Annotated in this window: 16 protein-coding genes; 13 read left to right on the forward strand and 3 right to left on the reverse strand. The window is 65.2% G+C overall.

Annotated features, from left to right (window positions below; all coding sequences use genetic code 11):
• The 8 genes from I3253_RS13145 (at nucleotide 1) to I3253_RS13180 (ending at nucleotide 8902) form a co-directional block, all read left to right on the forward strand.
• Nucleotides 1-486 carry a (2Fe-2S)-binding protein gene (locus I3253_RS13145; RefSeq protein WP_197918214.1) on the forward strand — a complete coding sequence of 162 codons (486 nt, stop codon included), beginning with the start codon at nucleotides 1-3 and terminating at the stop codon, nucleotides 484-486.
• Nucleotides 483-2354, forward strand: coding sequence for a xanthine dehydrogenase family protein molybdopterin-binding subunit (locus I3253_RS13150; RefSeq protein ID WP_197918215.1), 1872 nt, complete (start codon nucleotides 483-485; stop codon nucleotides 2352-2354). The genes I3253_RS13145 and I3253_RS13150 overlap by 4 nt, the downstream gene beginning before the upstream one ends.
• A gap of 1 nt (nucleotide 2355) precedes the next feature.
• Nucleotides 2356-3378 (forward strand): xanthine dehydrogenase family protein molybdopterin-binding subunit, encoded by a 1023-nt coding sequence (locus I3253_RS13155; RefSeq protein WP_197918216.1) that lies wholly within the window; start codon nucleotides 2356-2358, stop codon nucleotides 3376-3378.
• 222 nt (nucleotides 3379-3600) lie between these two features.
• Nucleotides 3601-4482 carry an AAA family ATPase gene (locus I3253_RS13160; protein ID WP_197918218.1) on the forward strand — a complete coding sequence of 294 codons (882 nt, stop codon included), beginning with the start codon at nucleotides 3601-3603 and terminating at the stop codon, nucleotides 4480-4482.
• Entirely contained in the window at nucleotides 4479-5579 is a 1101-nt protein-coding gene (locus tag I3253_RS13165; protein ID WP_197918220.1) for a vWA domain-containing protein, read from the forward strand. Before I3253_RS13160 ends, I3253_RS13165 begins: the two co-directional genes overlap by 4 nt.
• On the forward strand, nucleotides 5576-6472 hold the full coding sequence (locus tag I3253_RS13170) for an amidohydrolase family protein (RefSeq protein ID WP_197918222.1): 897 nt from the start codon (nucleotides 5576-5578) through the stop codon (nucleotides 6470-6472). Before I3253_RS13165 ends, I3253_RS13170 begins: the two co-directional genes overlap by 4 nt.
• A 4-nt stretch (nucleotides 6473-6476) precedes the next feature.
• Nucleotides 6477-7325, forward strand: coding sequence for an N-acyl homoserine lactonase family protein (locus tag I3253_RS13175; protein WP_197918224.1), 849 nt, complete (start codon nucleotides 6477-6479; stop codon nucleotides 7323-7325).
• A 29-nt stretch (nucleotides 7326-7354) separates the two neighbouring features.
• On the forward strand, nucleotides 7355-8902 hold the full coding sequence (locus I3253_RS13180; RefSeq protein ID WP_197918227.1) for an isochorismatase family protein: 1548 nt from the start codon (nucleotides 7355-7357) through the stop codon (nucleotides 8900-8902).
• A 100-nt stretch (nucleotides 8903-9002) separates the two neighbouring features.
• Here the strand turns inward: I3253_RS13180 and I3253_RS13185 are convergent, their stop codons facing one another.
• Complete coding sequence (locus I3253_RS13185; protein ID WP_197918229.1) at nucleotides 9003-9746, reverse strand: SDR family NAD(P)-dependent oxidoreductase; 744 nt, start codon at nucleotides 9744-9746, stop codon at nucleotides 9003-9005.
• A gap of 182 nt (nucleotides 9747-9928) precedes the next feature.
• Here I3253_RS13185 and I3253_RS13190 point away from each other — a divergent pair, with 182 nt between their 5' ends.
• The 4 genes from I3253_RS13190 to I3253_RS13205 all read left to right on the forward strand — a co-directional run bounded on the left by I3253_RS13190 (nucleotide 9929) and on the right by I3253_RS13205 (nucleotide 14964).
• Nucleotides 9929-11080 (forward strand): fumarylacetoacetate hydrolase family protein, encoded by a 1152-nt coding sequence (locus I3253_RS13190; protein ID WP_197918231.1) that lies wholly within the window; start codon nucleotides 9929-9931, stop codon nucleotides 11078-11080.
• Nucleotides 11081-11176: 96 nt separating this feature from the next.
• Complete coding sequence (locus I3253_RS13195; protein ID WP_197918233.1) at nucleotides 11177-11677, forward strand: YqhA family protein; 501 nt, start codon at nucleotides 11177-11179, stop codon at nucleotides 11675-11677.
• Between the two features lie 76 nt (nucleotides 11678-11753).
• On the forward strand, nucleotides 11754-14552 hold the full coding sequence (polA, locus tag I3253_RS13200; protein ID WP_197918235.1) for a DNA polymerase I: 2799 nt from the start codon (nucleotides 11754-11756) through the stop codon (nucleotides 14550-14552).
• A 46-nt stretch (nucleotides 14553-14598) separates the two neighbouring features.
• On the forward strand, nucleotides 14599-14964 hold the full coding sequence (locus tag I3253_RS13205) for a hypothetical protein (protein ID WP_197918237.1): 366 nt from the start codon (nucleotides 14599-14601) through the stop codon (nucleotides 14962-14964).
• 128 nt (nucleotides 14965-15092) lie between these two features.
• Here the strand turns inward: I3253_RS13205 and I3253_RS13210 are convergent, their stop codons facing one another.
• On the reverse strand, nucleotides 15093-18674 hold the full coding sequence (locus I3253_RS13210; RefSeq protein ID WP_197918239.1) for a hydantoinase B/oxoprolinase family protein: 3582 nt from the start codon (nucleotides 18672-18674) through the stop codon (nucleotides 15093-15095).
• A 227-nt stretch (nucleotides 18675-18901) separates the two neighbouring features.
• Between I3253_RS13210 and I3253_RS13215 the strand changes: the two genes are divergently transcribed.
• Nucleotides 18902-20575 carry a bifunctional protein tyrosine phosphatase family protein/NAD(P)/FAD-dependent oxidoreductase gene (locus tag I3253_RS13215; protein ID WP_197918247.1) on the forward strand — a complete coding sequence of 558 codons (1674 nt, stop codon included), beginning with the start codon at nucleotides 18902-18904 and terminating at the stop codon, nucleotides 20573-20575.
• A gap of 26 nt (nucleotides 20576-20601) precedes the next feature.
• Here I3253_RS13215 and I3253_RS13220 read toward each other — a convergent pair whose 3' ends face one another.
• Nucleotides 20602-21315 carry a methyltransferase gene (locus I3253_RS13220; protein ID WP_197918249.1) on the reverse strand — a complete coding sequence of 238 codons (714 nt, stop codon included), beginning with the start codon at nucleotides 21313-21315 and terminating at the stop codon, nucleotides 20602-20604.
• Between the last annotated feature and the right edge of the window lie 74 nt (nucleotides 21316-21389).

The following is a 21389-nucleotide window of genomic DNA, read 5'->3' on the forward strand; positions in this document are numbered from 1 at the left end:
ATGCCCAAGACCCCGATCCGCTTCACCCTCAATGGCGCCGAAACCGGCGTGTTTGCCAACAGCGGCGCCAACCTGCTGGACGTGCTGCGCCGCGAGGCGGGCGACCTGACCCCGAAACAGGGCTGCGCCCAGGGCGGCTGCGGCGCCTGCTCGGTCATGATCGACGGCGAGTTGCACCTCGCCTGCCTGACCCTGGCCGAAACCGCCGAGGGTCGGCGCATCGACACCGTGGCCAGCCTTGAAACCGGCGCGCGGTTACACCCGCTGCAAAAGGCCTTTGCCGAAGGCTTTGCCGCGCAATGCGGCTTTTGCAGCCCCGGCATGATCATGGCCGCCAAGGCGCTGCTGGACACCACACCGAACCCGACCCGCGAACAGGTGGCCGAGGCCATCTCCGGCAATCTGTGCCGCTGCACGGGGTACGAACCGATCATCAACGCCATACTGACAGCCGCCGCCGAACTGCGCGGCAGGGGGGCCGCATGAGCAGCGTCGAATTCCGCAAGGATCTGTTTGCCGACGAACGTGACGACAATCTCAACGAGATCGGCAAGCCGACCATCCGCCAGGACATAATCGGGCATGTCACGGGCCGGTCGAAATTCTATGATGACCACCTGTTTGACGGGCTGTTGCACATGCGCTGCGTGCGCTCGCCCCATCACCACGCCAATATCCGCCATGTCGATACATCCGCAGCCGAACGGATGCCCGGCATTCGCCGCATCATCCGGCCCTCGGACGTGCCCCACAATATCAACACGCTGCTGGCGCTGATCAATTTCGGGCGCGACGACGAACAGCTCCTGAGCGCGGGCCGTGTCACCTACAAGGGCGAGCCGATCCTCGCGGTCGTCGCCGATACGGAACGCCAGGCCCGAGATGCCGTCGCCGCCGTGCGGGTGGAGTATGAGGAACTGCCACATGTGCTGGATGTCGAAGAGGCGCTGAAACCCGGCGCGCCGACCGTGAATGCCGAATACCCCAACAACTCCTTCGATTATCACGATCTCTACGATCACCAGAAACTGCGCTTTGGGGACACCCAAGCCGCGCTGGCGCAGGCCGATCACATTGTCGAGGGCACATACCAGATGTCGCCCATCGAACAGGCCCCGGTCGAAACCTGCGGCGCCATCGCCGCGCCCGAACAGAACGGGCGCTATGTGTGCCACACCTCCACGCAGGCGCTTTTCTTTTCCATCGGTGTCACCGCGAAACTGCTCGACATGCCCTCGTCGCAGCTGCATTTCATCGGCGGCACCGTCGGCGGCGGCTTTGGCGGCAAGGTCGACAGCCACCACGAGCCGCTCGCCGTTCTGGGCGCCATGCTCACCGGGCGCCCTGTGAAATACATGTGGGACCGGACCGAGGAATTCCGCGTCGGCGCCCCGCGCGGAGCCGAACGCTGGCGCATCCGCGACGGCGTGATGAACGACGGGCGCATCGTGGCGCGTGAATTTACCGGCTTCTTTGACTCGGGCGCCTACACACGCCTCTCCTCTTACGCGATCATCAAGGGCACCGGCCACCTGCCGGGTCCCTACACGATTCCCAACGTATCCTCCAACGTCTACTGCGTCTACACCAACCGAACGCCCGCCACCGCCATGCGCGGCTTTGGCATCACCGGCGTCGATTTCGCCATCGAATGCCATATGGACAAGGTCGCCGAGACCGTCGGCATGAACCCGATCGAACTGCGCATCCTGAACGCCTATCGCGACGGCGACATGAAGGCGCATCGCCGGGTGGCCAAGAACTGTGCCCTGATCGAATGCTGCCAGGTGGCCGCGCAAAAGGCCGGGATCACCCTCTCGCCCGAAGCGATGGCGGCCTCCTCCAAGGAGGGCGGCGGCATCGGCTGGCGCGCCGAGGTGCCGGAAACCGCGATTGACGACATGGGCCGCATCGGCGACCGCCGCAATCGCGAGATCCCGCCAGAACCCTACGGCGGTGCCACCCAGCGCGGCAGCGTTCCCGCAGGCACCAGAGGCGAGGCCGTCGTCGCCGCCGAGGTACAGGACCCCGACATGCAGATCGACCCCACCCGCGTCGGCCACGCCGTGTCGCAGGCAGTCGGCCAACCTGCCCCGCCCACACCCGCGCCGCAATCCGGCGCCCCGATCCCGGCTCCGGTCCCGGCTCCGGCACCCGCGCCGACGGCAAGCGCCCCGCCGCCCATCCCGGCTCCCTCTGCGGCGCCACCCCCGCAACAACCCGCGCCCTCGGCCTTTGCCGAACCCGGCGCCCCGGCCCAGCCGCAGCAGCCTTACAAACCCGAAAAACCCTTCCAGCGCGGCGTGAAACGCCCCGGCGTCTCGCGCTTCATTTCCGGCACAAGGAGGCGGTGACATGGCCCTTCACACCGGGCGCGGCTTCGCCTGTATCAATTACCCCATCGGCATGAACCTGGGTGGCGACCCCTCGCAGGCGCTGGTGCATTCCACCCCCGACGGCAAGTTCAAGGTCACGCTCAGCGCCATCGACCTTGGCCAGGGCATGAAATCCGTCACCCGCCAGATCGCCGCCGAGGCACTGGGCGTGCCCATCGCGGATGTCTATGTCGACACCGCCGACAGCGACACCGGCCCGCATGACATGGGCAGCTTTGCCAGCCGCGGCACCCACCGCATGGGCAACGCCGTGATCCGCGCCGCCACCGAGGCGCGCCGCGCCATGCTGGAGGCCGCCGCCGAAGAACTGGAGGTCAACGCCGCCGATCTGGAAACCGACGGCAAGGGCAATATCCACGTCAAGGGCGCGCCCTCGCGGTCCATCACGGTCGAGGACACCGCCGTCGCCGCCCAGTTCAACCAGGGCCGCACGCTTGCCGGCCGCGGTATTTTCCTGATCCCGCCCTCCGAGGCCAATGCCGACACCGGCGAAATGTCCCCCGTCACCACCTTCGCCCACGCCGCGCTTGTGGTGGACCTGACCGTCGACGACGAAACCGGCGAGGTCTCCGTCCAGCAGATCAACTCCGCTTACGAAGTGGGCCGCGCGCTCAACGCCAGGCTGGTGGAACAGCAACTGATCGGCGGCGCGTGGATGGGGGTCAGCCACGCGCTGTATGAAACCACCGAACCCTATTATCCGGCGCGCGATCACATGCCCGGCGATTTTGTCGAATACCTGCAACCGGGCCCCGGACAGGTGGCCGATCATCACATCGCCATCCTGGAACGTCCCGCCGAAGACGGCCCCTATGGCGGCAAAGGCCCGGGCGAAATGTGCGCCAACCCGGTCATCCCTGCCGTTGCCAACGCGGTCTACAACGCCGTGGGCGTGCGCTGCGACAGCCTGCCGATCACCCCGGAAAAAATCCTGCGCGGGATCAAGGCCAATGGCGGCGCGCGGCCTCAGGGGAAGTTTTGATAATGATACCTCTTCTCCCGATACACCGCTCTCGAATAATGGCCCCCGGATCGCGCGCGATCCGGTTCGCGCCCGGCCCCGCCCCCCAGGGCGGGCGCGAATTGTGCCACCGTCTTCACATCCCGCACCGTCAGGCGATTTTTCCGATGTCGTGGCAAGCTGCAAAGCGCCCACCCTCGGGGCCGGGCGCGAACCTGCCGTCAATCCACTGCGTAACCTGACATGCCCGTCCGCTCCACCATATCCGGCATCTCCAGCCCCTCCGACCTGCAAAAGGCCCTGCAAGGCGCGCAGTATCTCGCCGATGACGGGCTGGCCACCGCCGCCTATCTCGCGCTGGCCTTGGGCAAACCCCTCCTGCTCGAAGGCGCGCCGGGCGTGGGCAAGACCGAAGCCGCCAAGGCCATAGGCGCGGTCCTTTCCCGCCAGATCAGCCGCCTGCAATGTTTCGAGGGCATCGACGCCGCGGCAGCCATCTATGAATGGAACTACCCCCGCCAGATGCTCGCGATCCGGCAGGCGGGCGACAGCTACATCAATATCTACGGCGACCAGTTCCTGCTCGAACGCCCCCTTCTGGGTGCCCTGCGCAACCCCTCCGATACGCTCCTGCTGATCGACGAAATCGACCGCTCCGACCACGAGTTCGAAGCGTTCCTCCTCGAATTCCTCTCGGATTTCACCATCTCAATTCCCGAAACCGGCACCGTGCGCGCCGCGCAGCCCCCGGTCGTGGTGCTCACCTCCAACCGCACCCGCGACCTGCACGAGGCGCTGCGCCGCCGCTGCGTCTATCACTGGATCGACTACCCCGATCCCTCGCTTGAGTCCCAGATCGTCATGGCCCGCGCCTCCTCGGTGGCGCAAGGCACTGCCGATGCCGTGGTCGCCGCCGTGGGCCGCCTGCGCGCCGAACCGCTGGCCAAGCCCCCCGGCGTGGCCGAATCCATCGAATGGGCCGAGGCCGCAACCCTTTTGCACGATCAGGGCAACCCGTGGCCCGATGCTTTCCTGCGCTCTATCGGCGTAGCGCTCAAGGATCACGACGATCTGACCTACATGCACCCCAATCTGGGACATGTCATTCCGGGCATGGCGGCATGACCCTTCCGCGGGCGGCATATCCCTTTGTCGAATTCCCGGCGATCCTGCGCGGCCACGGCTTTGCCATCGCGCCGGACCAGACCATGGGCTTTATCGAGGCGATCGGCCTGCTTGGTCCCCGCGACATGGCCGATATCCATGCCGCCGGTCTCGCCATGCTCGCCATCCCTCACGACCGCCGGGCGGAATTCGACGCACTGTTCAACGCCTATTTCCTTGGCCGCACCGTCACCGCCCCCGCCGGGGGCGAAGACGACGACGCGGTCGAAGTGCACGAACCCGACGGCGGCCAGCAGCTGATCGAGGCCGACGAGGATGAAACCGAGGCGGGCGGCGAGGCCGTCACCGCCGAACGCCTTTCGCATCGCCAGTTCGCCGAAGCCGATGAAGACGCCACCCTGCGCGCGCTGCGCCGCGACGCCCCCGCCCGCCTGCCCCGCCGCCGCTCTTACCGCCGCGCGCCCGCGCGCCATGGCGACCGGCTGAACATGCGCCAGACATTGCGCGAGGCCGTGCGCCGCGACGGCGAGGTCTTCACCCTGCCCCGAACCCGCCGCAAGACCCGCCAGCGCCGGATCGTGCTGCTTGTCGATGTTTCCGGCTCCATGCAGGAACGCACCGATACCACCATGCGCTTTGCCCACGCGCTGGCACAGTCCGCCGACCGGATCGAGGCTTTCACCCTTGGCACCCGCCTCACCCGCATCACCCCGGCCCTGCGCATATCCCAACCCGACGAGGCCCTGGCCCGCGTCGGCGCACTGGTGGCCGATTTCGACGGCGGCACCCGGATCGGCGACGCGCTCGATGCCTTCCTGAGCGTGCCGCGCTTTGCCGGATTCGCCCGCGGCGCGGCTGTGGTGGTGCTGTCGGACGGGTTGGAACGCGGCACTCCCGACGCGATGATCCACGCCGTCCAGCGCCTCTCGCGCCTGGCCTGGCGGCTCGACTGGCTCACGCCGCTGGCTGCGGATGCCGCCTACACGCCGCGCACCGAGGCGCTGAACGCCGTCCTGCCATGGCTCGACAGCCTGTCCGACGGCAGCCGCCTGTCATCCATCACAGCCCATGTCCTGAACCTCGCGAGGGCCGCATGATCGACGCCCATCACCATATCTGGCGGCAAAAGGATCTGCCCTGGCTGCTTGGCCCCGAACAGCCCCGCATCTTCGGCCCCTATGCCGCGATCAAGCGCGACTACGAGATCGGCGAATACCTGTCCGACATCAAGGGCACCGGCATCACCGGATCCGTCTATGTCCAGGCCAACTGGGCGCCCAACTGGGCCGCCGACGAGGTTGCCTGGGTGCAATCCGTCGCCGACCGGCACGGCTGGCCCCACGCCATTGTCGGCTATGCCGATTTCACCGCCGATGACGTGCGCCCCCAGCTTGAGAAACTGAAACCCCACGCCCTGATGCGCGGTATCCGCCAGCAATTCCACTGGCACGAAAATCCGCTTTATCGTTTCGCCGCCCGCCCCGACCTGCCCGCCGATCCTTTGGTTCGCAAAAACATCGCGCGCCTTGCCGATTACGGCTGGTGCTTTGACCTTCAGGTCTTCCCGTCCCAGATGCGGGACGCCGCCGCCCTTGCGCGCGCCTGCCCCGATGTCACCTTCATCCTGCAACATGCCGGGATGCTCGAAGACACATCCGAAACCGGCTGGACACAATGGCGCGACGGAATGCGGCGCCTGGCGGAATGCGGCAACGTCACCACCAAACTCTCGGCCTTCGGCACCTTCATCCACCGCAACGACTCCACGTTCATCCGGCAGATGATCACCGAAACCGAAAACATCTTTGGCGCCGACCGCTGCATGTTCGGCTCCAACTTTCCGATCGAGAAACTCTGGACCAGCTACCCGGACCTGTTCAACGCCTTCCGGCAAGGCGCATCCAAACTCGGCAAGAAGGCGCAACAGGCGATCTTTCACGACACCGCCGCCCGCGTCTACCACCTTCAAGAAACGACTTCAGGGAGATAACAAGATGGCTTTGACAATCCACGTGCTTGATTACGGCGATATCGAGCTGGAAACCTCGTTCCTCGTTCTGGGCCATGAATGCGGCCGCGTGCGCCGCGTGCCGGTCTATGGCTTCCTCATTCTGGGCGGCGAATACCCGGTGGTGGTCGATACCGGCTATCGCGACAACGCGATCATGGAAACGCTGGGGATGCGCGGCCTGCAATTCCACGACAACATGATCGAGAACCAACTGGCCAGGCACGGGCTGAAACCGGGCGATATCCGCTATATCCTGCACACCCACCTGCATATCGACCACGCCGGCAAGGACGATCTCTTTCCGATGAACACCACCGTCGTGCTGAACCGGCGCGAGATGGAATTCTCGGTCTCGGGCATCATGTACCCGCAATATCCCAAGCCCGACATCAAGCACCTTGTGGATCGCATCTACGAAGACGGCGCCATGCGGTTTCTGGATCTGGAAATCACCCAGGCCGAGGAAATCATCCCCGGCGTCTGGTGCGAGGCCGCCGGCGCCCATACCGAAGGCTCCATGAACGTGATCGTGGAAACCGCCGAAGGGCTGGCCTGCATCTGTGGCGACGTGATCTATGATTTCAACGACCAGATCGTGAATCAGGTGCGCGTGAACAACTTCATGGAACCGCAGGTCACCGGCAATCACTCCGGCTCCAAACGCGCGGAAAAGGCCGCCATCAAACGCCTGCTGAACAACTATACCTTCCTGCTGCCGGTGCATGACAAACCCGCCCGGATCGAGAACCAGCAGGTGGTGGGCCGCCTCGGCATGTCCGTGCCCGGCCCGATGAGCGAAACCCTGCCCGCGCGGCAGTGGTTCCCGGTCTGACCCAAGCGCCCTCCAACAAGGACAGGACGATGCCCCACAAAGCGACAGATTCCCGTTTCGCCTCCCTGATCGATATCAACGCGCCCGTGGCCCAGCTTGGCTCCGGCTTCACCTTCACCGAAGGCCCGCTCTGGCATCCGACCGAAAACCATCTCCTGTTCTCCGACATGCCCGCCGATGTGCGCCGCCGCTGGACACCGGACGGCCAGGTGACAGAGGTGATGCGCCCCTCCAACAAGGGCAACGGCATGACCTATGATGCCGATCTCAACCTGCTGGTCTGCGAACACGCCACCAGCTCGGTCGCCCGGTTCCGCCCCGATGGCACGCGCGACGTGCTGGCCAGCCATTTCGACGGCAAGGAACTGAACTCGCCCAACGACATCTGCGTCGGGCGCAACGGCGCGATCTACTTCACCGATCCCACCTATGGCCGTATGCCGGGCTTTGGCGTCGAACGCCCGCTTCAGCAGGGGTTCCAGGGCGTCTACATGCTCCCCCCGGGGCACCGTCCCGGCGACGAGGCCATACTGGTCTGCGACCGCTACATGTTCACCCAGCCCAACGGCCTGTGCTTTTCTCCCTGCGAACGCTGGATGTGGGTCAACGATACCGAACAGGCCAATATCCGCATGTTCGACATCGCCGGGGATGGCCGCCTGACCAATCCACGCATCTTTGCCAGCGGCATCAAGGACGCCTTCCGCCCCGGCGTGCCCGACGGCATGAAGGCCGACAGGAACGGCAATGTCTATGTCACCGCCCCCGGGGGCGTCTGGGTCTATTCCTTCGAGGGGCTCAAGCTGGGCGAAATCGAAGTACCGCAAATGGTCGCCAACCTGCATTGGGGCGGCGATCGCTGGGACACGCTCTTCATGTGCGCCACCACCGGGCTCTATTCCGTCAAGACCCGCACGCAGGGGCGCGAAGAACCCTTCATGCGGTCCGGCGGCGCAGCCGCGCCCCTTCCCGAAGGCCGGATCGATCCGCGCCGCACCGCCCTGATCATTCAGGACATGCAGAATGACGTGATCATCGACGGCGGCGCCTTTGCCGACAGCGGCGCGCCCGATCACGCCCGGGATCAGAACGTTGTGGCCAATTCCCGCCGCCTCGCCGAGGCCTGCCGCGCCGCCGGCATTCCGGTGCTGCATGTCTGGTTCGTCTGCGAACCGGGCCATCCCGGGATGCCCGACAATTGCGGGCTGTTCCGCGGCGCGGTCCAGGCCAACGCCCTGGTGCGCGGCACCTGGGGCGCCGCACCCGTATCCGGGCTGGAGCCGCAAACCGGCGACATCGTCATTGAAAAAATGACCATGTCCGCCTGGGCCTCGTCCAAACTGGAAACCGTGCTCGCCACCCATGGCGTGGACACGATCATCAATACCGGCGCCTGGACCAACATGAGCGTCGAACACACCGCGCGCACCGCCGCCGACAAGGGCTTTCGCGTCATCCTGCCCGAAGACGCCTGCGCCACCATGAACGCCGACTGGCACAACGCCTCGATCAACTACGCCATGCAGAACGTTGCCGATGTCACCAATGTCGATGCCGTGATCGCCGCCATCGGATAAACGGGGCCTCCCCGGACGCGTCCCCTCCGGCTTCTTTTGGCCCCAAATATCCCGGGGGTGAATTGGCCGCAGGCCAAGAGGGGGCTGGCCCCCTCCCGCCTCAATAGGTCGCCCGCCCGCCCGACAGATCGAACACCGCGCCGGTGGCAAAGGAATTCTCCGGCCCCGCCAGCCACACGATCATCGCCGCCGCCTCGGCGGTTTCCAGGAACCGGCCCCGCGGGATCTTGGACAGCATATAGTCAATATGCTCCTGGCTCATCTGGTCGAATATCGGCGTTCGCGCCGCCGCCGGCGTCACACAATTGACCGAAATGTCATAGTCGGCCAGTTCCTTGCCCAGTGACTTGGTGAACCCGATCACCCCCGCCTTCGATGCCGAATAGGCACAGGCATTGGGATTGCCTTCCTTGCCCGCAATGCTGGCGATGTTGACGATCCGGCCATAGTTGCGCTCCTTCATGCCCGCAATCACCGCCTTGTTCACGTGATAGGTGCCGGTCAGGTTGATATCGACGATCTGCCGCCAGGCGTCATTGTCATAGTCTTCCACCGGCGCATTCGGCCCGGCGATGCCCGCGCTGTTCACCACGCTGTCGATATGCCCGAACGCCTCCCGCGTCCGGCGCGCCGCCGCCAGCACCGCATCCCAGTCGGTGATGTCACATTCCACCACCACGACCCCGGCCCGTGCGGGTTCCTCGTCCACGGCCCTCTGCGCCACCCGCGCATTGTGATCCCAGATCGCCACCCGCGCACCCTTGGCCAGAAACGCATCCACAACGGCCAGACCAATGCCCTGAGCGCCACCCGTTACCACGGCACATGTTCCCAAAAACGTCACCGCCTTCTCCTTCCCGGATTGTCACAACCGCGCCGGATCGGCGCTGCTCCCTCACCCTAGGGCACCCAAATCCGGGGAACTTATCCGAAACTCTCTTTTTTGAGGCAATATGAGGTGTTTTGCTCTTTGCAATCGCCGGTCTCGCCGCGCATGATCCGACAAACTCAAATCGGACAGGTTTCATGACCAATTTTCTCAACAACACCGACCAGGCCGGCACCTTTCTGGGGCGCGTCTGGAACCCGCAGGCCGGAGGCCCCGCTGTGGTCACGCTGCGCAACGGCCAGGTGATCGACATCACCGCACGCACAGCCCCCACCCTGCGCGACATTCTCGAAATGGACGATCCCGTGGCCTATACCCGCGCCGCGCCGGGCAGCGATCTCGGCGCGCTGAGCGCTCTGTGCGCCGCGCCCGTGGGCGATGCCGGCACCTGCCATTTCCTCGCCCCCTGCGATCTTCAGGCCGTCAAGGCCTGCGGCGTCACCTTTGCCCGATCCATGGTCGAACGCGTGATCGAAGAGCGCGCCGCCGGTGATCCCCAAGCCGCCGAAGCGATCCGCGCCCGTATCGGCGCGCTGATCGGCGACAGCCTGAAAAACATCCGTGCCGGCTCTCCCGAGGCCGAAGCCGTCAAGCAGGCCCTGATCAAGGAAGGTCTGTGGTCGCAATATCTCGAGGTCGGGATCGGCCCCGATGCCGAGGTGTTCTCCAAGGCCCAGCCGCTCTCCTCGGTCGGCCCGCAGGCCCTGATCGGCCTGCATCCCATGTCCACCTGGAACAACCCCGAACCGGAAATCGTGCTCGCCGTCACCTCCGACGCGCGTATCGTCGGCGCCACGCTGGGCAATGACGTGAACCTGCGCGATGTCGAAGGCCGGTCCGCATTGCTGCTCTCCAAGGCCAAGGACAACAACGCGTCCTGCGCCATCGGCCCGATGCTGCGCCTGTTCGATGACAGCTTCTCGCTGGATGACGTGCGCCAGGCCGAGATCGACCTCACCGTCACCGGCACCGACGGGTTCACCCTCACAGGCAAATCCTCGATGAACCAGATCAGCCGCGATCCCGCCGATCTCGTATCGCAGACCATCGGCCGCCATCACCAATATCCCGACGGTCTGATGCTGTTCCTTGGCACGCTCTTTGCCCCCACCCAGGACCGCGACGTGCCCGGCGAAGGCTTTACCCACAAACTGGGCGACGTGGTCACGATCTCCGCGCCCGGCCTTGGCGCGCTGACCAACACCGTGGCCCTGTCCACCCAATGTCCGCCATGGACCTTCGGCATCAGCCATCTGATGCGCAACCTTGCCGCGCGCGCCCTGATCTAGGGGCGGGAAAGAAAGCAACTTTCGGGTACGGCCGCATCTTCTCACGCGCCGCCGCGCGCGCAATCATGGGCGCGGCAAGGCCATGGGAGGGCAAGCATGAGCGGCGAGTTCGAAAAATCGGCACAGCACGGCATCTCGGCCACGCGCTGGCTTCTGGCGCCGATGTATCTGGGTCTGGGGCTTATGCTGGTCATCCTGCTGATCCAGTTCGTGCGCGATTTCCTGCGCGGCCTGCCAGGCTGGTTCCAAATGACGGCCCCCGAACTGATCCCGGCCATACTGGGCCTCGCGATCGTGCTGCTCGCGGCGCATGGTGTACTGATGATCCTGCATACCGGCTATCAGGTCTTCATCCCCGGCCTGCGCCCCGAAACCGAACCGGCCGAAGGCCAGGGCAGCCCGGATTTCACCACCCTGCGCAACCGCCTGCTGGCGCTGGCCATCTCCCTGTCCCTGCTCATGCTGCTGCGCGACATGCTGTCCGGCAGCGCGTCATGGTCCACTCCGGGCGCCACGCTGCTGGCCATCCTCACCGCCACCGCGCTGGTGCTGGCGGTGGCCGACTGGTTCCGCGCCCTGTCCCGCCGCCACCTCTGACACCCCGCTTTCTCCACTGGCACCGCCGCGCCCGCCGTGGCACAACGGCTGTGACCAAAAACCAGGGAGCGCGCATATGAGTTTCGGCAAAGGGTGTCACCTGCATCTGATCGACGGATCGGCCTTCATCTTTCGCGCCTATCACGCGCTGCCCCCGCTCACCCGCAAATCCGACGGCCTGCCCATCGGCGCCGTCGCCGGGTTCTGCAACATGCTGTTCAAACAGGTCGAGGACAACAAGGGCCCCGACGCACCCACCCATGTGGCGGTGATCTTCGACTATTCCGGCAAATCCTTCCGCAACGATCTTTATGATCAGTACAAGGCCAACCGCCCCCCCGCGCCCGAAGACCTGGTGCCGCAATTCCCGCTCACCCGCCAGGCCACCCAGGCCTTCAACATCGCCTGCAAGGAAATCGAAGGGTTCGAGGCCGACGACATCATTGCCACCCTGGCTTGCCAGGCGCGCGACGCCGGCGGCCGGGTCACGATCATTTCCTCGGACAAGGATCTGATGCAACTGGTTGGCGACGGTGTCGAAATGCTGGACGCGATGAAGAACAAACGCATCGACCGCGATGGCGTGATCGAGAAATTCGGCGTCCCGCCCGAACGCGTGGTGGATGTCCAGGCCCTGGCCGGAGACAGCGTCGACAACGTGCCCGGCGCGCCCGGTATCGGCATCAAGACAGCCGCGCTGCTGATCAACGAATACGGCGACCTGGACACGCTTCTGGACCGCGCCGAAGAGATCAGGCAACCCAAACGCCGCCAGACCCTTCTGGAAAAACGCGACCAGATCGAGATGTCCAAACGGCTGGTGCAGCTGGATTGCGGCATGACGCTCGATTTCACGCTCGACGATCTCGAAGTGCGCGAGCCTGACAATGAAACGCTTCTGGGGTTCCTTGCCGAAATGGAATTCCGCACCCTGTCCAAACGCATGGCCGATCGCCTCGGTGTCGCGGCGCCCGCCATCCCCGAACCCGCGATCGCCGCCGAAGAGGCCGGCACGGCCGATGAGGCCCCCCCGATCGATCCCGACGCCTATGAATGCGTGCGCGATACGGGCGCGCTTCAGGCCTGGATCAACCGGATCACCCATCGCGGCTATGTCGCGGTGGATACCGAAACAACGTCGCTTGATGAAATGGTGGCCGAACTGGCCGGCATCTGTCTCAGCGTCGAACCGGGCGCGGCCTGCTACATTCCCGTCGGCCACAAGAAAGGCGCCAGCGGCGATCTGTTCGGCGGGGACGAGATGCAGGACGGCCAGATGCCGCTGAACGACGTGCTCGACATGCTGCGGCCGGTTCTGGAAAACCCCGCCATTCTGAAAATCTTCCAGAACGCCAAGTACGACTGCAAGATCCTCGCCCGCCACGGCATCGCCGTTGCCCCCATCGACGATACGATGCTGCTCTCTTACGCGCTTTTTGCCGGTGAACACGGTCACGGCATGGACGCGCTCGCCGAACGCTATCTCGATCACAATCCGATCCCGATCAAATCGCTCCTTGGCACCGGCAAATCCGCCATCACCTTTGACAAGGTGCCCATCGAAGACGCCGTGAAATACGCCGCCGAGGATGCCGACATCACCCTGCGGCTCTGGCAGAAATTCAAGCCGCAACTGCACCGCCGGCAGGTGACAACCGTCTACGAAACGCTCGAACGCCCGCTGGTACCGGTGCTGGCGCAGATGGAAATGCACGGCATCAAGGTGGATCGCGACACGCTTTCGCGCATGTCCAACGCCTTTGCCCAGAAAATGGCCGGTCTCGAAGCCGAGATCCACGCACTTGCCGGTGAAAACTTCAACGTCGGCAGCCCCGCCCAGCTGGGCGAGATCCTGTTCGACAAGATGGGGCTGGAGGGCGGTAAACGCGGCAAGACCGGCAAATACTCCACCGGTGCCGACATCCTCGAAGACCTCGCCACCGAACATGACCTGCCCGCCCGCGTGCTGGACTGGCGCCAGTTGTCCAAGCTGAAATCCACCTACACGGATGCCTTGCAGGATCACATCAACGCCGAAACCGGCCGCGTGCACACGTCTTATGTGCAGACCGGCGCCAATACCGGCCGCCTCGCCTCGACCGATCCCAACCTGCAAAACATCCCGGTGCGCACCGAAGAGGGCCGCCGCATCCGCGAAGCGTTCATCGCCGAGCCGGGCAAGACGCTGGTATCGCTCGATTATTCCCAGATCGAGCTGCGCATCCTTGCCCATATCGCCGATATCACCGCCCTCAAAGAGGCGTTCCGCGACGGGCAGGACATCCACGCCATGACCGCGTCCGAGGTGTTCGGCGTGCCCATGGATCAGATGACGCCCGAGATCCGCCGCCGCGCCAAGGCGATCAATTTCGGCGTGATCTACGGCATCTCGGGCTTTGGCCTCGCGCGCAACCTGCGCATCCCGCGCGGCGAGGCGCAGGATTTCATCAACCGCTATTTCGAACGCTTCCCCGGCATTCGCGCCTATATGGACCACACCAAGGCCTTCGCCAAGGAACACGGGTTTGTGCAAACCCTGTTCGGGCGCCGTATCCATACGCCGGAAATCAACGCCAGCGGCCCCAAGGCCAGCTTTGCCTATCGCGCCGCGATCAACGCGCCCATTCAGGGCACCGCCGCCGATGTCATCCGCCGCGCCATGATCCGCATGCCCGATGCCATCGCCCACCTGCCCGCCAGGATGCTCTTGCAGGTGCATGACGAACTGGTGTTCGAGGTCGAGGATGCCGCCGTAGACGACACCATCGCCGCCGCCCGCAACGTCATGCAATCCGCCGCCCACCCGGCGGTGCATCTCGACGTGCCGCTGATCGTCGATGCCGGTCAGGGCGCCAACTGGGCCGAGGCGCATTAGGGTGAAAGGTCACGATATGGTACACTCTTCCGCATGGGAGAGTGCCATGTCATCAATTGCCCGAACCGCCCTTGCGGCGATTCTGACCGCCTCCCCCGCGCTTGCACAGGAAGACGTGTTCTATGTCTCCGGCGCGGGCGACGACTATCGCATCTCCGCCAATGCCAACGGCTATCTCCTGACCTGCCGGTACCCCAAGGCCCGCTTTGTCGAGGCCGGCGCCAACAGCCGCGTCGTGCGCGGCATCGAAACCTTCTATTTCGGCAAGGCCTGTGACGCGGCGCACGAGGTCTTTGGAAATGGCCGCTGGGGGTGGGCCAATGGCGGCTTCGGCGCAGAGTTCGGGGGTCTCACGCTGATGTTCCCGCGCCAGGAATTGCCCGACGGCCCGGGCCTGACCTGCCGCTGGTAGAGGATATGCCCCCGGGATCGCTTGCGATCCGGCTCGCGCCCGCATCGCCCCGGCAGGCCAATGCCATCGCCATTCTGCCGAGAGGGGCCCCGCCCCCCCAGGGCGGGCGCGAACCTACTGTTGCAAATCTATTCCGCCACGCCCCAGCCCCCGCCCCCCGGCGTGCCCATGCCAAACACCGCGCCCGCGGGCAGGTCGATCTCGTCAAACCCCTTGAGGTCAATCCGCGTCCCGTCCGGCATCTCGGCCCAGTTCACCCCCACCGCGCCCGGCGCCCCGCCGTCCACGCCGAACGGCGCAACCTTCCGGTGCGAACACAGCGTCGTCACCGTCACCGGCGCCAGGAACCGCATCGCGCGCAACGCGCCGTTGCCGCCGCGCCAGCGCCCCTCCCCGCCGGAGCCGTCCCGGATACCAAACGCCTCCAGCCGCACAGGAAAGCGTTTCTCCAGTATCTCCGGATCGGTCATCCGGGTGTTGGTCATGTGGCTTTGCACCGCGTCACAGCCATGAAACCCCGGCCCGGCCCCCGTGCCGCCGGCGATGGTCTCGTAATTCTGGAAATCGTCGTTGCCCCAGATGAAATTGTTCATCGTCGCCTGGCTACAGGCCATCACCCCCAGCGCGCCATACACTGCGTTGCAGGTGGCCTGTGACACTTCGGTATTTCCCGCGATCACCGCCGCCGGGTATGTCGGGTTCAGCATCGATCCGTCCGGCACCACGATCCGCAGCGGCTTCAGACAGCCTTCGTTCAGCGGTATCTCCGCCCCCACCATGGTGCGGAACACATACAGCACCACCGCCCGGCACACGGCCAGCGGCGCGTTGTAATTGCCACTGTGCTGCGCGCTGGTGCCGGTGAAATCGATCACCGCCTCGCGCGCCGCGCGATCCACCGAAACCTTCACCTCGATCCGCGCGCCATGGTCCATCGGATAGGTAAACTGCCCGTCCTTCAGCCGATCAATCACCCGGCGCACGCTTTCCTCGGCATTGTCCTGCACATGCCCCATATAGGCCAGCACCACCTCCAGCCCGTATTGATCCACGACCTTCAACAACGCCCGCCGCCCGGTCTCGTTCGCGGCCACCTGCGCCTTGAGATCGGCCATGTTCTGATCCGCATTGCGCGCCGGATACAGGCCACTGGCCAGCACGCGCCGCGCCCCGGCTTCCTGCAACACGCCCGCCTTCACCAGCCGCACATTGTCGATCAACACACCCTCATGGTCGATATGCGTGCTGTCCGGCGGCCCCGATCCCGGTGTGCGCCCGCCAATATCGGCGTGATGCCCGCGCGAGCCCAGCCAGAACACCACCGCGCCGCCGTGAAACACCGGCGTCACCACCGTTACATCCGGCAAATGCGTGCCGCCATTATAGGGCGAGTTCAACATGAACGCATCGCCCTCGTGAATGTCGCCCGCGTTTTCACGCATCACCGTACGAATGCTCTCGGCCATGCTGCCCAGATGCACCGGCACATGCGGCGCGTTGGCCACAAGATCACCTTTCCCGTCAAAGATCGCACAGGAAAAATCCAGCCTTTCCTTGATGTTGACACTCCATGACGTGTTCGCCAGCGTCGCCCCCATCTGGTCGGCGACACTCATGAACAGATTGTTGAAAACCTCCAGCAACACCGGGTCCACATCCGTGCCCGCCGCCCGCTCGCGCGCCTTTTCCTCGACCCGCTCAAGGATCAGGTTGCCAAGCCCATCGACCCGCGCCTGCCAGCCCGGTTCCACCACGTTGGTGCCTGTCTTTTCCTTGATCACCGCAGGCCCCGAGACCACCGTCCCGGTGTCGAGCCGGTCCCGGTCATACATCGCCACGTCGCGCCATGATCCTTCCGCATACATCTCGATCTCGGCCAAGGGCGCGCCGTCGCCCTCCGGCACCATCGGGGCCACCGTGCCCGATCCGCCCCCCGTCGCCTCGACGGACACCATGTCGATGATGATCTCGCGGTCGGGCGAGACAAAGCCGTACCGCTCCTTGTGACGCGCCTCAAAATCCGCCTGTGCCTGATGAACCGTATCAAAAGCCACCGGGATCGCCTCATGCGCCCCGTCATAGCGCAGATGCACCCGGTGCACCGCGCTCACCTCTTCAGCCCCCTGCGCAGCCACGTCTCCCATGGCCGCCTCGGCCAGCTCATCGGCCATGGCACGCGCCTTGTCCGCCTCGGCCAGCGGCACGTCCACCTGCGCCTCTTTCATCACCGTGATCTGCGCCAGCCCCATGCCAAAGGCCGACAAAACCCCCGCATAGGGGTGCACGAACACCCGCTTCATGCCCAGCGCATCGGCCACCAGACAGGCATGTTGCCCGCCCGCGCCGCCAAAACATTGCAGCGTGTATCCGGTCACGTCATGCCCGCGCTGCACGCTGATCTTCTTGATCGCATTGGCCATGTTGTCCACGGCAATCCGCAGGAACCCTTCGGCCATCTCCTCGGGGCTGCGCGGCGCCTCCTCGGTCTCTTTCGAGACCTCTTCGGCCATGGCGGCGAACCGCGCGCGCACCACCGCCACATCCAGCGGCTGATCCCCTTCGGGGCCGAACACATGCGGGAAATGATCCGGGTTCAGCTTGCCCAGCATCACGTTGCAATCCGTTACCGCCAGCGGCCCGCCACGCCGGTAACAGGCCGGTCCCGGATCGGCGCCCGCGCTTTCCGGCCCCACCTGAAAACGGCCATCGCGGAAGGTACAGATCGATCCGCCCCCGGCGGCAACCGTGTGAATATCCATCATCGGCGCGCGCATCCGCACACCCGCCACCTCGGTCTCGAACGAGCGTTCATACTCCCCGGCATAATGGCTCACATCCGTGGATGTTCCGCCCATGTCAAACCCGATCAGCCGGTCAAACCCGGCCTTTTCGCCGGTCTCCACCATACCCACGATGCCCCCCGCAGGCCCCGACAGGATCGCGTCGCGCCCCTGGAAGCGGTGCGCCTCGGTCAGCCCGCCATTGGACTGCATGAACATCAGCCGGTCGCACGCCGTTCCCAGATCCAGCGCCCCGGCCACCTGATCCACATAGCGGCGCAGGATCGGCGACAGATAGGCATCCACCACCGTCGTATCCCCGCGCCCCACCAGCTTGGCCAGCTGGCTCACCTCGTGGCTGGTGCTGATCTGCGTGAACCCGATCTCGCGCGCCATCCGCGCCGCGCGTGCCTCGTGCACCGGGTTCAGATAGGCGTGCAGCCCGGCAATCGCAATTGCCCGGATGCCCCTGTCAAACCCGGCCTGCATCGCACCGCGCAACGGGGCCTCGTCCAGCGCCCGCACCACGCCGCCTTCGGCATCCAGCCGCTCGTCCATCTCGATCACGTCTTCATAAAGCAGATCGGGCCGCCTGATCTCCAGATCGAACAGCCGGGGCCGGGTCTGATAGCCGATCTGCAACAGGTCACGAAACCCACTGGTGATCACCAGCAGAACCCGCTCGCCCTTGCGTTCCAAAAGCGCGTTGGTGGCCACCGTCGTGCCCATCTTCACCGCGCGGATCGCGCCTTGGGGAAACCGGTCGCCGACCCCCATCACCTCGCGAATGCCCTGCACCGCAGCGTCCCGATAACGTTCGGGGTTCTCGGACAAAAGCTTGTGCGTCTCGATCCCGCCATCCGGGCGGCGCGCCACGATATCCGTAAACGTCCCGCCCCGGTCGATCCAGAATTCCCAACGCCCGCTCATGGCCTGCCTCCGCCTCGTGTTGTCCGCCACAGGCTTCACCCCCCCGCGCGCCAATGTCAACGCGGCCTGCGGCAATTCGGCCGTTGAGTTATTCAGGTTTACGAATACATCATACGCGATACGCGACCCTTTCTCACATGGGCGCGGCGCGCGCTTGCGGCTATGTCCTCTGCCACATGCCCCGCCCCGGCCCGCCCCGGCCAATCGCCCAACCAAGGATCCCGCCCATGCAGATCAAGACCATTACCGCGCAAATCTCGGTTTCGCCCCAGATCGTGGCCGACGATCTGCCCGCCATCGCCGCCGCCGGGTTCCGCTCGATCATCTGCAACCGTCCCGATGGTGAAGCCGCCGATCAGCCCACCTACGAAGAGATCGAGACCGCCGCCAGCGCCGCCGGGCTTGAAGCGCGCTACCTGCCCGTCGTCGCGGGCAAGGTGCGTGACGAAGACGCCGAGGAATTCGGCACCGCCCTGCTGGAATTGCCCGGTCCGGTCTTTGCCTATTGTCGCACCGGCACCCGGTCGGCCACGCTCTGGTCGCTGTCGCAGGCCCGAACCATGTCCGCCGCCGACATTCTCGCCGCCACCAGATCGGCGGGCTATGACATGGCCGGGGTTGTGCGCCGCATCGTGAATGGCGGCAAGACCCCCACCGACACGGCGGATGCCGCGTTTGACGTGGTGATCGTAGGGGGCGGCGCGGCGGGTATCGCGGTGGCCTCGTCGTTGCTGGCGCGCAAGCCGGGGCTGGACGTGGCCCTGATCGACCCGGCCGATATCCACTATTATCAACCCGGCTGGACCATGGTCGGCGGCGGCATATTCGATGCCGAAACCACGGCCAAGACCATGGGGTCGCTGATCCCCAAAGGGGTGCACTGGCTCAAATCCGCCGTCGCCGCTTTTGAGCCGGGCGACAATGCGGTGATCCTGGATGGCTGCCGGGTGGTGAAATACAACCGCCTCGTCGTGTGCCCGGGCCTCAAGCTCGACTGGAACGCGATCTCCGGGCTGGTCGAGACGCTGGGCAAGAACGGCGTGACCTCCAATTACCGCTACGATCTGGCGCCCTATACCTGGGAACTGGTCAAGGGCCTCACACAGGGCCGCGCGCTCTTTACCCAGCCGCCGATGCCGATCAAATGCGCCGGCGCGCCGCAAAAGGCGATGTATCTCTCCGCCAGCAACTGGGAGCGTATGGGCACGCTGGGCGATATCGATGTGCAGTTCATGAATGCCGGCGGCGTGCTCTTTGGCGTCAAGGATTACGTGCCCGCCCTGATGGAGTATGTCGAACGCTACGATGCGACGCTGAACTTCCATCACAACCTTGTCGCCGTGGACGGCCCGGCCAAAACCGCCACCTTCACCGTCACCGCGCCCGAAACCAATCCCGAAACCGTCACCGTCCCGTTCGACATGATGCATGTCACCCCACCCCAGACCGCGCCGGATTTCATCCGGGTCTCGCCGCTGGCCGACGCAGGCGGCTGGATCGATGTGGACCAGTCGACGCTGCGCCACAAGGCATATGACAATATCTGGTCACTCGGGGACGTGATGAACGCCCCCAACGCCAAGACCGCCGCCGCCGCCCGCGTACAGGCCCCCGTGGTGGCCGAAAACCTGATCGACGATATCCAGGGCAAATCGCCCACCGCGATCTATAACGGCTACGGCTCCTGCCCGCTCACCGTGGAACGCGGCAAGATCGTGCTGGCCGAATTCGGCTATGGCGGCACGCTGCTGCCGTCCTTGCCGACATGGCTGATCGACGGCACCCGGCCAACCCGCGCCGCCTGGATCCTCAAGGAACAGATCCTGCCGCCGGTCTATTGGAAGGCGATGCTGCGCGGCAAGGAATGGCTGGCCAAGCCAGAGAAGATCAGCGCGGGCTGAAACCGCGCGGCGCGCCAGGCGCGCGCCTAGTCCGGGCGGGCCTCGTCGCCATACAGCCACCGCATGTCCGGCCCCTCGACCGTGTACATATGCACCCAGATATACGCGTGCTGAAACGCCGCCACGATCAGCGCCTGCCACGATCCACAGATCAGCGCGATGGCCCATAACCCCATGAAACCGAACGTGTACATCGCGTTCTGCGACCAACCGAACGCGCCCTGCCGCACGATCGGCATCCGCCGGTACCGCTCGTGGAAATGATCCCCGCCCAAGGCCCGTTCGAAACTGAAATACCGCTTCACGCAATACATCGTATAGGCCGCCGGCACCAACAGAACCAGCCCCAGCCCCAGGCTTGCCCATCCCGGCCCGCCCAGGCTGCCCCGGTCCAGAACGCCAACGATCAGCACCGTCACCGGGCGCGCGATCAGCAACGGAAAGAACATCCGGCCCCACACCCGCAAATCGCGCGCGCCAAACAGGCGCGTCATAAACCCGGTGTGCAACTGCAACCGGAACACCACGGCAACCATGGCCTGATGGGCCACCGCCAGCCCGATCGAAATCCAGGCCCAGGTCACGCTGTCCATCCCCAAAAACCGCCGCGCCCCGGCCTCCCCCTGAAGAAACCACGCCGCCCCGGCCATCAGGAACACCCCAAGGATCAGGTGCTGCCCCTGACCCTCGGCCAGATCCCGCCAGCCGCTCCTGCTCCGAATGCTTTCCAACGTCGCCATGGCCCACCTCCAATCCCCGATTGAAAGGCCAATCCGCGCGCAGGTCAACGCCCCAGAATCCTCCGGCCAGTGCA

The sequence above is a fragment of the Thiosulfatihalobacter marinus genome (genome assembly GCF_016019955.1).
GTDB lineage: Bacteria > Pseudomonadota > Alphaproteobacteria > Rhodobacterales > Rhodobacteraceae > Shimia > Shimia marinus_A.

Coding starts and splice junctions, on each gene's coding strand:
- I3253_RS13145 (WP_197918214.1), top strand. CDS start 1: ATGCCCAAGACCCCGATCCGCTTCACCCTCAATGGCGCCGAAACCGGC.
- I3253_RS13150 (WP_197918215.1), top strand. CDS start 483: ATGAGCAGCGTCGAATTCCGCAAGGATCTGTTTGCCGACGAACGTGAC.
- I3253_RS13155 (WP_197918216.1), top strand. CDS start 2,356: ATGGCCCTTCACACCGGGCGCGGCTTCGCCTGTATCAATTACCCCATC.
- I3253_RS13160 (WP_197918218.1), top strand. CDS start 3,601: ATGCCCGTCCGCTCCACCATATCCGGCATCTCCAGCCCCTCCGACCTG.
- I3253_RS13165 (WP_197918220.1), top strand. CDS start 4,479: ATGACCCTTCCGCGGGCGGCATATCCCTTTGTCGAATTCCCGGCGATC.
- I3253_RS13170 (WP_197918222.1), top strand. CDS start 5,576: ATGATCGACGCCCATCACCATATCTGGCGGCAAAAGGATCTGCCCTGG.
- I3253_RS13175 (WP_197918224.1), top strand. CDS start 6,477: ATGGCTTTGACAATCCACGTGCTTGATTACGGCGATATCGAGCTGGAA.
- I3253_RS13180 (WP_197918227.1), top strand. CDS start 7,355: ATGCCCCACAAAGCGACAGATTCCCGTTTCGCCTCCCTGATCGATATC.
- I3253_RS13190 (WP_197918231.1), top strand. CDS start 9,929: ATGACCAATTTTCTCAACAACACCGACCAGGCCGGCACCTTTCTGGGG.
- I3253_RS13195 (WP_197918233.1), top strand. CDS start 11,177: ATGAGCGGCGAGTTCGAAAAATCGGCACAGCACGGCATCTCGGCCACG.
- polA (WP_197918235.1), top strand. CDS start 11,754: ATGAGTTTCGGCAAAGGGTGTCACCTGCATCTGATCGACGGATCGGCC.
- I3253_RS13205 (WP_197918237.1), top strand. CDS start 14,599: ATGTCATCAATTGCCCGAACCGCCCTTGCGGCGATTCTGACCGCCTCC.
- I3253_RS13210 (WP_197918239.1), bottom strand. CDS start 18,674: ATGAGCGGGCGTTGGGAATTCTGGATCGACCGGGGCGGGACGTTTACG.
- I3253_RS13215 (WP_197918247.1), top strand. CDS start 18,902: ATGCAGATCAAGACCATTACCGCGCAAATCTCGGTTTCGCCCCAGATC.
- I3253_RS13220 (WP_197918249.1), bottom strand. CDS start 21,315: ATGGCGACGTTGGAAAGCATTCGGAGCAGGAGCGGCTGGCGGGATCTG.